A 12,638-nucleotide genomic window follows, 5' to 3' on the forward strand; every position below is an offset into this window, starting at 1 on the left:
GTGTCTTAACCCCTTGACCAACGGACCCTGAGCTTTTTCAACTCTTTCTATTATACCCACTTTTTCTGCCTTGTCAAGAACTTGAGATTATTTTTTTATCTTTTTGGAGAAAAATCTCTTAGTACATGCTTTAGTTCTTTCAACATTGCTTTTCTTCCTTTGAATCGCTCATCAGCTAACAATCGTTCAAATAACTCCAATTTTTCTTTTCCTAATCCTGCTCGATACTTTTTAAGCACTTCTTGTAATGCGTAAGACTCATCTATCAATAGCCCCCCTTCGCCTAATCGATGACTAATCTCGCTTACTTCTTCATAAGCTTGTCGATCCAATCTTCTTTTGTAACTTTCTTGTTTCCTAACTGCATCCAAAATTCGATTTCGAAACTTTGTTTTGAAGTAGGTATAAAATTCCTTATTTTTATTTTCCTTAAAATCAGGGTGATTTTCTAATAATTCATGTAGGCAGATCATTCCCTCTTGATCCCAATCTTCTTTTTCCCATAAATGAAGGTAGTATTCTTTTCTACACTTATGTACAATAGCTTTTACTTCGTGGTAATTCATGTCTAACATAGTTGTTCTCCTTTTCTGCCATTAGTATAGCAGAGGTAGAGACGAATTATGACATTTCTTCTATTTTGTTATTTATCTTGCCTGATTTTATTTTTTTGAATGTTTGATATTTCGTTGGGATATCTTTTTAGACTTTTTAGGATATAAAAAGAGACAAGAGTTATGCTCTTGTCTTTTAAAAAATTTATTGGAACAAATCTACAATTGTATCCCAGACGGTTTTTGCCTTTTCTTTAATTTTTGCATCTGAAATAGCTTTTTCTGCTTCATCAATAAGGTTCTGTGCTCGACTTTGAATGTCACTTATAGAGTCATTCGGCTGCCCTCCACCATTGTCAGCAGGCTGATTCGGAACATTTTTAGGAGCAATTCCATTTATTTTATAGGCGTTTTCAACTGTAAATGTGCTTCCTGGTGTATAAGGAAGAATTGTTTCTGCCATACTTCTAAAAATATGAGCGGCGCCATTTGATGTCGAACCTGCTAGGTAATGATTTTCATCAGTAGTCGGGAAACCAAGCCAGTGACTAATGACTAAATCAGGCGTATAACCAACAACCCATTGATCACTCGTATATTCTGGGTTAAAAGCAGTTTCTGTCGTTCCAGTTTTTCCAGCCATGACATAACCATCAGGCGATGAACTTATTCCTGTACCATTTGTGAAAGTCCCTAGCATCATGCTAGTCATTTTATCGGCTACTGACTTATCGATTACACGTTTTTGAGAATTTTTATGAGTAGCAATGACTTGTCCACTCGCATTCTCAATTCGTGTAATAAAATGCGCTTCAGGCATCAAACCTTCATTTGCAAATGCTGCATAAGCCTGGGCCATTTGTAGTGGGTTAGTTTCCACGCCACCACCTAAAGCCACTCCAAGCACACGATCTACATCGCTCATGTTGAGACCAAACTTTTCACCCGCTTCAAAGGCTTTATCGATTCCAAGCTCTTTAACAGCAGCTACTGCAGGTAAATTTAGAGATTTAGCCAAAGCTTGATACATGGGTACTTCTCGTGATGTCTTGATTCCTGCGTAGTTGTCTACTTTATAATCACCATATTGCATGGTATGATTATCCAACTCCTTATTAAGAGACCAGCCTGCCTCAACCGCTGGTGTGTACACTATCAAGGGTTTAATAGTAGACCCTGGACTTCTTTTGGATTGGGTTGCATAGTTAAAATTTCTGAAACCTGTTTTATCATCCCCGGCCACTCGACCAACAACTCCTCGAACTCCACCTGTTTTTGGTTCTAATGCGACACTACCAGACTCTGCATGTGTTCCATCTTCAGCTGTCGGAAAGAGAGAAGTATTTTGGTAGATAACCTGCATATTTGCTTGGTAATTTTGATCTAGCTCCGTATAAATTCGATAACCGTTATTAACGATTTCTTCCTCTGTTAGATTATACTTTTCAATAGCTTCATTGACAACTGCATCAAAATAGGAAGGATAACGGTAGTCTGATATTTTCCCTTCATAACTATCTTTCAACTGAGAAGCCATATTAACACTTGATGCTTCTGCTTCCTTATTTTTATCAAGATAGCCGGCAACCACCATATTTTGCAAGACAGTATCTCTTCGATTAGTTGAATGCTCAATAGAATTCAGAGGATTGTACAATTCTGGGCCTTTAAGCATACCTGCTAAAGTGGCGGCTTCATCAAGAGTTAATTCCGATGCCGAAACACCAAAGTACTTTTTACTAGCATCTTCAACACCCCAAACTCCATTACCGAAGTAGGCATTGTTCAAGTACATGGTTAGAATTTCTTTTTTACTGTATTTTTTGGTTAATTCTAAAGCAAGGAAGAATTCTTTAGCCTTTCTCTGCACAGTTTGGTCTTGTGAAAGATAAGCATTTTTCGCCAACTGTTGGGTAATTGTAGAACCACCGCCCGAGCGACCAGCTGTTAGGATAGCCAGGAAAAAGCGCCCATAGTTAATCCCACTATTTTTGTAGAAGCTTCTATCTTCTGTCGCAATAACAGCATTTTGCAAATCTTCACTAATATCCGAAAGTTCGACATAGGTCCCTTTTTGACCTGACAGAGCCCCTGCTTCTTTCTCTTCTCGGTCAAAAATCAGAGTACGTGTTTTTAAAGAATTTTGTAAGTCTGTAACATTTGTCGATTTTGCTAGCGCAAATAGATAGACCCCAACAAAAAGGCTGGCACTTAATCCTATAATCAGAAAGATCTTTGTCAGATGATAACGGCGCCAGAATTTTCGGATAGGACCAACTGACCCAGCTTTCTTTCGTCCTGTTCTTGAACGTCGTAAATTACTAGACCCGTTATTTTCATGCTCAACTTCATTAGTCTCTGTTTCTTCAATTTCATTTTCTTCTTTCTTAAATAAGGAAAGAAATTTTTCAAATAATGTATCTAATTTCATGCGTTTATTTTATCATCTTCCCTATAGGAAGACAAGAATTTAGCTAGTTCCCCTGTCCAAATAGACTAATTTTTGTTACAATATCTGTATGAAATTTACCTTTACGATCCCCAACTCTCTACCCGAAATGACTGTCAAACATTTTCTAGAAGAACAGCTGTTAATACCTCGAAAAATAAGGCATTTTTTGAGAATCAAGAAACACATCCTCATTAATCAAGAAGAGGTTCATTGGCATCAAACGGTCAAGGCTGGGGATGAATGTCAGTTGATCTTCGATGAGGAGGATTATCCTACAAAAAAAATTCTCTGGGGAAATCCCAAACTTGTCGAAGAAGTCTATCAAGACCAACATTTAATTATCGTCAATAAACCTGAGGGTATGAAGACACATGGAAATCAGCCAGATGAGATAGCTCTTCTCAATCATGTCAGCGCCTATGTCGGCCGAACCTGCTATGTTGTTCATCGCTTGGATATGGAAACAAGTGGTCTCGTACTGTTTGCTAAGAATCCATTTATATTGCCTATCTTAAATCGATTATTAGAGAAAAAAGAGATTTCGCGAGAATACTGGGCCTTAGTGGAAGGAAAAACAGAAGCCAAAGAACTGATCTTTCGAGATAAAATTGGGCGTAATCGACATGATCGTAGAAAACGGGTCGTCGATCAAAAAAATGGTCAATACGCTGAAACCCATGTAAGTCGATTAAAGAATTTTCAAAACAAAACTAGTCTCGTTCGTTGTAGATTAAAAACAGGGCGAACTCATCAGATCCGAGTCCACCTATCTCACCACGGACATCCAATCCTCGGAGACCCTCTCTACAACCCACACTCAAAAAACAAGAGACTGATGCTTCACGCATTTAAACTATCCTTTATCCACCCTCTGACTTTAAAACAATTATGCTTTACCACACTCTCAGATACATTTGAAAGAGAATTAAAACAAAATGGATGATAAAATCATCCATTTTTCTTCACTAATACTAAAAAAGCAAGACCAATAGGTCTTGCTTTTTCGACTCAGAAATTATTTAGCAATTTTTGCGAAGTATTCAAGAGTACGTACAAGTTGTGCAGTGTATGACATTTCGTTGTCGTACCATGATACAACTTTAACCAATTGTTTACCGTCAACGTCAAGAACTTTAGTTTGAGTTGCGTCGAACAATGAACCGTAAGCCATACCTACAATATCTGAAGATACGATTGGATCTTCTGTGTAACCGTATGATTCGTTAGCTGCTGCTTTCATAGCTGCGTTCACTTCATCAACAGTAACGTTCTTTTCAAGAACAGCTACCAATTCAGTAACTGATCCAGTTGGAGTTGGAACGCGTTGTGCAGATCCGTCAAGTTTACCGTTCAATTCTGGGATTACAAGACCGATAGCTTTAGCAGCACCAGTTGAGTTAGGAACGATGTTTGCAGCACCAGCGCGAGCACGACGAAGGTCACCACCACGGTGTGGTCCGTCAAGGATCATTTGGTCACCAGTGTAAGCATGGATAGTAGTCATCAATCCTTCTACAACACCGAAGTTATCTTGAAGAGCTTTAGCCATTGGAGCCAAGCAGTTTGTAGTACATGAAGCACCTGAAATAACTGTTTCAGTTCCATCAAGAACATCGTGGTTAGTGTTAAATACAACTGTTTTAACGTCGTTTCCACCAGGAGCAGTGATAACAACTTTCTTAGCTCCACCTTTAAGGTGTTTTTCAGCTGCATCTTTCTTAGCAAAGAAACCAGTTGCTTCAAGAACGATTTCTACACCGTCAGTAGCCCAGTCGATTTGTTCTGGATCACGTTCAGCAGAAACTTTAACGAATTTACCGTTAACTTCGAATCCACCTTCTTTAACTTCTACAGTACCGTCGAAACGACCTTGAGTTGTGTCGTATTTCAACAAGTGTGCAAGCATAACTGGATCTGTAAGGTCGTTGATGCGAGTAACTTCAACACCTTCTACGTTTTGGATACGGCGGAAAGCAAGACGACCGATACGTCCGAAACCGTTAATACCAACTTTAACTACCATTAGTGATTTCCTCCTTATGAAAATCATGAAATTTTTATTGTGAAAAGAGTAACTTGAATCACTACAAATCACCTTTCAACGAACCTATTATATAACTATTTGAGCTTAATTGCAAGTGCTGACCTTGATTTTCTATGTCAATTTCTTTTTGATAGGAAGCAACTGTATTTTATTTCCCTACTCGTAGCGTAAGGATTCCACTGGATCCATTTTGCTAATTTTACGAGCTGGGAAGTAGGCTGAAATATACCCAAGTAGTAAAGCAAAAATTAGAGTTCCAAAAATTGAGAGAAGATTCAATTCAAAAACTTTAGAGATAGACGGATAAAAATGATGAACAGTAACATTCGCTAGACTGCCTATCCCTTGAGCAATGATGAAAGCTATAAGCAAGGCAATTCCTACAATCCAAAGAGCTTCGTAGATAAAAATTCCTTTCACATCCCTATTTTGATAGCCAACGGCCTTCATGACACCGATTTCCTTAGAACGTTGCATGATATTGATATAAATGATGATGCCTATCATAACTGCTGCCACCACAATCGCTTGGGATGAAAGAACAATCAATAGTCCCTGGATGACGCGAATAAAGGTAATCACAATATCAAGAACGGCCTGTTGAGAAAGAACGGCATATTTCTTATTTTTTTGTAATTCTTCTATTACTGCTTTTGTCTGAGATGGATCTTTGAGTTCCAAAATAAAATAAGATACAGTCTTTGTAAATCCAGCTTCTTTCAAAATCGTTTCCATTTGATGGGCTGGCATAAAACTGTTACTGTCCTCCATGTCATCTTCATCATTGATCACACGTACAATATGAGTTTGAAATTGAGAAGTCTTGCTACCTTCAGCGCCATTTTCTACAATGCTTGCTAATACTTTTTTGCCTATAACATCACTAGCTGTAAGATTGTTCCCTGTTTGTTCATTCCAATTTTTCAGTAGACTCATCGGAATCGTCAATCCCTGCTCTTTTGCATCAGTGTATATAGACCCTGCTAGCACTTTTTCTTTCTCATTACTGCTAACGGAGATACTTGTATCCTCATATAAACTCACAACTTGAGCATAAGAAGGCATAGTTTGATTTAAGTCCACTTCTTGTCCGTCTATACTGATTTTTGACATAGTCATGCCAAAAGGACTCTCTAGATATTTAATATTTTCTTTCCCAATCGTATCCGTGATATAGTTCTTATCTTCTTGGTTTAGAAAACCTCTTCCAGCAACGCTTGAATTCAGTGCAATCTGGACTTGAGAAGGGAGCTTGCCCCCGTTTGTATTTTCATCAATCATTGAAATCAAGGCATTCCCTAGTCCAAAAGAAATCAATACTCCGACAAAACCAATCGAGGTTGCTACTGCAATCAACAAGTTTCGCCACTTTCTTTCCATAAAGTTACTCAAAGAAAGTTTGAATTTATTTTTAAAGGATAATCCTTTATTTTTTGACTTCTTCAACGACTTCACCATCCTTCATTTTGATAATTACATCTGCATATTCAGCTACTTCTGGGTTATGAGTCACAATCAGTACTGTTTTCCCAGATTTGGCCAAACTTTTAAATACTTCTAATACCATTTCTTGAGATTGAGAATCCAGCGATCCTGTTGGTTCATCAGCTACAATCATATCCGGTTGATTGACCAGAGCACGCGCAATCGCTACACGTTGCTTTTGACCTCCAGAAAGTTGCTTGACATTTTTAGCCATAAAAGGTTCCATGCCTAGACTAAGAAGTTGCTCCTGAGCAATCCTTGTCATTTCTTTATCCGATAAATCTTTGACATAGAGAGGCAACTTGACATTATCCAGAACAGACTGGTGAGGAATGAGATTGAAGTTTTGAAAGACAAATCCAATATTATCTTTACGGAATTGAGTTAATTCAATCTCCGATAAATCCCTGAGAGGTTCTCCTTTAAAAGCTAAAATTCCCTCATACTCTCTATCTAGGCCACTGATGATATTCAGTAGACTAGTTTTTCCACAGCCTGACGGACCATAAATCGCAGTGATTTTCCCTTCTGCAATCTGCAAGTTAATATTCCTTAAAGCTTGTTCTCTATTTTTACCGTCCAAAGCGTAAAATTTTGAAATATTTTTAATGGATAAAATAGACATGGACATCTCCTTTAAATCACTTGTGATATCGTGTATCGATACAAACTATATTTATCAATCAGATTCAAAAGGAATCAAAGAATTCCTCTCTCTTTTTTACGAATTCATTGTAACAAAAAAGCGACATTTCCCCAATGACAGAAATGTCACTCCTATAAGCCATTTAACGATATCTTTCTAGGTCCTCGGCCCATTCATTATCTAAACTAACGATTAACTTCTCATTGCCAAACATTCTCGCCATCATTTTTGCTTCTTCATACTTTTGTTTGGCTGTATCATAATCCGTCTGAATATAATATTTCCACTCCACCATCAAGACAATCGGTTGTTTTTGAAAATCTCGTGTTTTCTGTCCTATTTTATATAACGTTTCAACTGCCCTCTTAAAATAATGAAACAGTCCCATAATTTCTATACAAGCTAAAGAAGCTAACAAGGAATCTCTAAGCAAGTCCAAACAATCGAACTCTATCTTATCAACCTGAGAACTTAGTTTGTCATGAAAACAAAGAATGGTTTCATGCTCAGATTCTTTTATCTCACCCACATTTAAACCATCCATTAACTGACAGTTGAAATACAGTCTCAATTTCAAAAGGTCCTCAACTTTATATACATCTCTGGATAGTAAGTCTTGAAGACCGCCCTCAATCACACTGCTTCCGTATAAGGAATTACTAGTCGCTCTCACTTCATCTATAGCTTGAAGACAATCCACTAGTACTTTCTCATCACTTGGCAAATCATCATAAAAACATTCAAAAATCTCATCAAATTATTCTTCCTTCTGTTCCAGTAACTCTTTGTCTCCATAGTCAGGATGATGAAGAAGAAAGTATTTTAATTCTTGGTAACGCTTGGGTAATTCCTTATAGTCTGGCATCAAGACATACGATGGAATACCTAGCCTATCCGCAATATATTCAAGTGTTTTTATCGTAGGACGAAATTCTCCTTTTTCGATGCGGACCAACTGACGAACGGACAACTCTGACTCATCCCCACAAAAAACTGGACGACTAAGACCTTTCTCCTCTCTAAGAAGTCTTACCTTTTCCCCTAGATCATTCATCTCTTACATTTCTCCCTCGCACGATTATCAAAGCTTTGATTTTCAAACAAATAGATGCGATTATTATACCATTTCCAAAAAAGAAATACAAAAAAGAGACAGGATTACTCCTGCCTCTGACTGATAATCAATTATTTAAGACGTCCTGGTCTTTCTTTGTAACCATAGTAAGCATCTTCGATGATTTCTTGCATATGATCAACCATTGGAAGACGTGGGTTTGCAGGTGAACATTGATCTTCATAAGCAAGGAAAGCCAATTCACGTGAATGTTCTTTCCATTCTTTCTCGTCAATACCTTGTGCTTTGAAGTTCATTTCGATACCTACGCGCTCACCGAGTTCGTAAACAGCTTTAGCATAAGATGCAACCCCTTCTTCTGGTGTAGAAGCTGGAAGTCCAAGCATACGAGCGATATCTTGATATTTCTCATCTGCACGGTAGTAGTTGTACTTAGGCCATGTAGCTGTTTTAGCAGGGCGTGTACCGTTGTAACGGATAACGTATGGAAGCAAGATTGCATTTGTACGTCCGTGAACTGTGTGGAATTGTGCACCAATCTTGTGAGCCATTGAGTGAGAAATACCTAGGAAGGCATTCGCAAAGGCCATACCAGCAATTGTTGAAGCGTTATGCATTTTCTCACGTGAGTGGAAGTCTGCATTCTTAACTGAGCTTTCCAAGTTTTCGAATACAAGTTTGATAGCTTGAAGAGCAAGACCATCAGTGTAGTCGCTAGCCATTTGTGATACGTAAGCTTCAGTCGCGTGAGTCAATACGTCCATACCAGTATCAGCAGCAACAAATCCAGGAACTGTCAACACCAAAGCAGGGTCTACGATTGCCACAGTCGGTGTCAATGAGTAGTCAGCGATTGGGTATTTACGATTGTTTGCTTTATCAGAGATAACGGCAAATGGAGTTACTTCAGATCCTGTACCAGATGTAGTTGGGATAGCGATGAATTTAGTCTTCTTACCAAGCAATGGGAATTTGAAGGCACGTTTACGGATATCCATGAATTTTTGTACAAGGTCACGGAAGTCCACTTCTGGTTGCTCGTAGAAGAGCCACATTACTTTAGCAGCGTCCATTGGTGATCCACCACCAAGAGCAATGATTGTATCTGGTTTGAAGGAACGCATAATCTCAGTACCACGTTCAACTGTAGTGATATCTGGATCTGGTTCTACATCTGCAAAGATTTGGTAAACAACCTTATTGCGACGAAGGTCAAGTTGTTCGATGATACGATCAAGGAAGCCAAGCTCTACCATAGCGTGGTCAGTAACGATCATGACACGCTCAACGTCACGACATTTTTGAAGGTATTGAATTGAATCACGTTCAAAGTATGTTTTTGAAGGAAGTTTCATCCATTGCATGTTATTTCTCCGTCTTCCGACTTTTTTGATATTCAAGAGGTTAATGGCGCTAACGTTATCCCCAACTGAGTTACGTCCGTAAGAACCACATCCGAGTGTCAATGATGGCAAGAAGGCATTATAAACATCCCCGATACCACCGAAAGTAGAAGGTGAGTTACAGATAACACGAATAGCTTTAACAGCTTTACCAAATTCTTTAGTCAATTCTTCATCAGCTGTATGGATAGCAGCTGAGTGCCCAAGACCGTTAAATTCAACCATTTGACGAGCTTTTGCAATACCATCTTCGCGGCTTTCAGATTTCAAAACTGCGATAACTGGTGATAATTTTTCACGAGTCAACGGCTCGTTTTCACCAACTTCTTTACATTCTGCAGCAAGAATGTTTGTTCCTTCTGGAACAGTAAATCCTGCTTGTTCTGCGATCCAAGTTGCTGGTTTACCAACGATGTCAGCGTTCAATTTTGCACCAGCACAGTTTTTGCTGTTTGCTTTCACGCCGAAGCAGAATTCTTCAAGAAGAGCTTTTTCTTTTTTGTTTACAAAGTAAGTGTGGTAAGATTTGAACTCTGCTACAAATTCATCATAAATTTCTTTATCAATAATAACCGCTTGTTCAGATGCACAGACCATACCATTATCAAATGATTTAGACATTACGATATCGTGAGCAGCTTGGCGAATGTTGGCTGATTTTTCAACATAAGCTGGAACGTTTCCGGCACCTACCCCAAGAGCTGGTTTACCACATGAGTATGCAGCTTTAACCATGGCATTCCCACCTGTTGCAAGGATTGTTGCAATACCTTCATGGTTCATCAATGCGCTAGTTGCTTCCATAGATGGTTCAGTAATCCACTGTACACAGTTTTCAGGAGCTCCTGCTTTAATCGCTGCATCACGCACGATTTGAGCAGCGTGAGCTGATGATTCTTGAGCTGATGGGTGGAATGCAAAGACAATAGGATTACGAGTCTTCAATGAAATCAAAGCTTTAAAGATTGCTGTTGAAGTCGGGTTAGTTGTTGGAGTGATACCACAAACAACACCAACTGGTTCAGCAATAAGAGTCAATCCTGTCACATCGTCTTCTTCAATAACACCAACTGTTTTAGTGTGGCGCATGTTGTTTACTACGTGCTCACAGGCAAACAAGTTCTTAGTCGCTTTATCTTCAAATACTCCACGTCCTGTTTCTTCAAAGGCATGTAAAGCCAATTCTCCGTGGGCATCAAGTGCTGCAACTGAAGCTTTTGCTACGATATAATCGACTTGATCTTGGTCAAGTTTACGCATTTCTTCAAGAGCAACCAAAGCTTTTTGCACCAAACCATCGACATGCTTTTCAGCAGCGAGTTTCTTTTCCTCTGGTGTTACAGTTTTTTTATCAGCCATATTTTCCTCCATAGCTTTCAAGGATTGTAAGTCCTTTGTTAATTTTTTCACAATCTTATTATAACTCTTTTTTCAAGATTTGTAAACAGTTTCATAGAAATTTCACAAACTTTTTTTATTCGCTTGTGAAAATAATTTTGCACATCCCTACCCATACGCTTTTTAGCTTATACTTTGTGAATAATCCCATAAAACTTTTATTTTTCACAAACTTCATTGTAAAAAGGTATTGAAAGGCGTCTCAATTTCCATGTAAGCGCTTTCTATAAGTGCGGTATATTACCCCCTCTAAGAGGAGGTTATTGTGCTTGTTGGAAGAGCCCTTGTTTAAAGTCACCTTCATAGACAACTTCTTGCTCTGTAGTCAGTTTTCCTTTTCCTTCAGCTTGGCCATTAACAAAGTCCCCTTCATAAACCCAGCCCTCTTTAGCTTGGTAGGTTCCTTTACCGTTAAATGCTCCATTTTTAAATTCACCAGTATAAGTGTCGCCATTTGAGAAGGTCATTGTGCCTTTGCCATTCATCTTTCCACGAACAATACTTCCATCATATACAAGTGAATCGCCATCCAGTTTTAAAACTCCTTGCTTAGGCATATTCCCTACAAATACAAATATAGCACAAAGAGCTATGACTACTACTGTTACAATTTCCAAACGAGGACGCGTTATATAGACACTGTACTTATCATAGAATTTCTTTAAATTATCCATTTTTTGCCTCATTTTCTAAACGTGTTAGCCAAGCTTGGCAACCAGTTAAAACTCGATCGTAAGTTTCATCAAAATCACCTGTATACCATGGATCAGGAACACCCTCAGAAGCAAATGCCTCTAGCTTGTGTTGTTGGTCTTGAGGACACATTCGAGTCAAATCTAGAAGATTGGACTCGTCCATCCCAATGACATAATCAAAATATTCAAAATCATCCTTAGAAATTTGCTGTGATGTTTTTGATGAATCGTAAGGAATCTCGTGAGCTTTAAAAATTTTCTGAGTTCCTTTGTGAATTGGATTGCCATGTTCCCAAGAAGAAGTTGCTCTACTTTCAATCTCATAATCATCGGTTAAAGATTTCATAACAAATTCTGCCATAGGACTACGGCAAATATTACCAAGACATACAAAAACAACTTTCTTCATTATTGTTCCCCATATTCATAGAAAAAGGGGTATGAGATCCACCCCGTTTTATTCTTCAATCGCGCTTTCACCATCGACAACTGTACCTTCTGATGTAACAGCCTCTTTAAGTGGCAAGACAGATTTGATAGCTCCAAGTTCAAAAGTCAAGTAAACTCCGTCTACATCAAGTACGATCGTTCTGTTTTCGGTATCAACTTCATCAACTGTACCGTATAAACCACCGATAGTAATGACTTCATAGCCTTTTTGAAGCTTGTTCAAGCTTTCCATACGCTTTTGCGCTTGTTTCTTTTGAGAACGTTGCATAAAGAACATCAAGGCGAACATACCTACAAGCATGATCACAAATGTTAAATTTGGACTAATATTTTCCATAGTATTTTCTCCTTTGTATTTTACATAGGACTACTATATCAAATTTCAGCTACTTTTACAAGGTTGTACCTTAGTTTTAGGTCAATAAAAAACCAGAGC

General features: G+C 38.4%; 10 protein-coding genes and 1 pseudogene. 1 reads left to right on the plus strand and 10 read right to left on the minus strand.

The genetic code is table 11. The features are described from left to right. Positions 1–95: 95 nt before the first annotated feature. Positions 96–575: a sigma-70 family RNA polymerase sigma factor gene (locus ACESNQ_RS07240; protein WP_373075927.1), complete on the minus strand. Its 480-nt coding sequence runs from the start codon at positions 573–575 to the stop codon at positions 96–98. 184 nt (positions 576–759) lie between these two features. Then, positions 760–2,985: a penicillin-binding protein PBP2A gene (gene pbp2a / locus ACESNQ_RS07245; protein ID WP_373075928.1), complete on the minus strand. Its 2,226-nt coding sequence runs from the start codon at positions 2,983–2,985 to the stop codon at positions 760–762. Between the two features lie 88 nt (positions 2,986–3,073). Here pbp2a and ACESNQ_RS07250 point away from each other — a divergent pair, with 88 nt between their 5' ends. Beyond that, positions 3,074–3,949: an RluA family pseudouridine synthase gene (locus ACESNQ_RS07250; RefSeq protein WP_373075929.1), complete on the plus strand. Its 876-nt coding sequence runs from the start codon at positions 3,074–3,076 to the stop codon at positions 3,947–3,949. 72 nt (positions 3,950–4,021) lie between these two features. On the opposite strand, the gene gap is transcribed toward ACESNQ_RS07250, so the two are convergent. From gap to yajC, 8 genes and pseudogenes are all read right to left on the minus strand, one after another. After that, positions 4,022–5,029 (minus strand): type I glyceraldehyde-3-phosphate dehydrogenase, encoded by a 1,008-nt coding sequence (gene gap, locus ACESNQ_RS07255; RefSeq protein WP_000260681.1) that lies wholly within the window; start codon positions 5,027–5,029, stop codon positions 4,022–4,024. Positions 5,030–5,206: 177 nt separating this feature from the next. After that, positions 5,207–6,508 carry an ABC transporter permease gene (locus tag ACESNQ_RS07260; RefSeq protein ID WP_373075930.1) on the minus strand — a complete coding sequence of 434 codons (1,302 nt, stop codon included), beginning with the start codon at positions 6,506–6,508 and terminating at the stop codon, positions 5,207–5,209. Then, positions 6,477–7,160: an ABC transporter ATP-binding protein gene (locus ACESNQ_RS07265; RefSeq protein ID WP_373075931.1), complete on the minus strand. Its 684-nt coding sequence runs from the start codon at positions 7,158–7,160 to the stop codon at positions 6,477–6,479. The genes ACESNQ_RS07260 and ACESNQ_RS07265 overlap by 32 nt, the downstream gene beginning before the upstream one ends. Positions 7,161–7,323: 163 nt before the next feature. Beyond that, positions 7,324–8,235, minus strand: a pseudogene (locus tag ACESNQ_RS07270) (helix-turn-helix domain-containing protein). Between the two features lie 131 nt (positions 8,236–8,366). Then, positions 8,367–11,018 (minus strand): bifunctional acetaldehyde-CoA/alcohol dehydrogenase, encoded by a 2,652-nt coding sequence (gene adhE, locus ACESNQ_RS07275; protein WP_373076002.1) that lies wholly within the window; start codon positions 11,016–11,018, stop codon positions 8,367–8,369. Positions 11,019–11,317: 299 nt separating this feature from the next. Then, positions 11,318–11,731: an MORN repeat-containing protein gene (locus ACESNQ_RS07280; protein ID WP_281137971.1), complete on the minus strand. Its 414-nt coding sequence runs from the start codon at positions 11,729–11,731 to the stop codon at positions 11,318–11,320. After that, a complete protein-coding gene (locus ACESNQ_RS07285; RefSeq protein ID WP_006153398.1) occupies positions 11,724–12,161 on the minus strand; it encodes a low molecular weight protein-tyrosine-phosphatase in 438 nt (145 codons plus the stop codon). The genes ACESNQ_RS07280 and ACESNQ_RS07285 overlap by 8 nt, the downstream gene beginning before the upstream one ends. 48 nt (positions 12,162–12,209) lie before the next feature. Then, positions 12,210–12,530, minus strand: coding sequence for a preprotein translocase subunit YajC (gene yajC / locus ACESNQ_RS07290; protein ID WP_247913099.1), 321 nt, complete (start codon positions 12,528–12,530; stop codon positions 12,210–12,212). Positions 12,531–12,638 lie beyond the last annotated feature (108 nt).

It is taken from the genome of Streptococcus infantis, assembly GCF_964243025.1.
GTDB classification, from domain to species: domain Bacteria; phylum Bacillota; class Bacilli; order Lactobacillales; family Streptococcaceae; genus Streptococcus; species Streptococcus infantis_N.